Source organism: Bacteroides sp. AM23-12 (genome assembly GCF_003434395.1).
In the GTDB taxonomy this organism is placed as follows: Bacteria; Bacteroidota; Bacteroidia; order Bacteroidales; family Bacteroidaceae; genus Bacteroides; species Bacteroides thetaiotaomicron.
Window position 1 is genome coordinate 441 of record NZ_QTLF01000112.1, and the last position, 216, is coordinate 656.

The following is a 216-nucleotide window of genomic DNA, read 5'->3' on the forward strand; positions in this document are numbered from 1 at the left end:
GGGGTGCAGTTCCTCCTGAAATCCGTCCACTCGCACAACGGGCTGTTCTATTTCCACACGGAAACGAGGAACAGGTCGAACGTGGCTTTCCGGACGGACTTTATCCGGTTCAAGGTCGTGGACAAGAAAGTGCCGAAGCGCACCGCCATTCAGGAACGGGTGATCGACCCGGTGCGCAGCTACAACGAGGTGCTGGTGACGGAGGGGAAAAGCGAC

At 58.3% G+C, this 216-nt stretch carries 1 protein-coding gene; it reads left to right on the plus strand.

The genetic code is table 11. The features are described 5' to 3' along the window. A partial coding sequence (locus tag DW640_RS24265) for a DUF4138 domain-containing protein (RefSeq protein ID WP_233525486.1) occupies positions 1 to 216 on the plus strand: 216 nt, incomplete at both ends.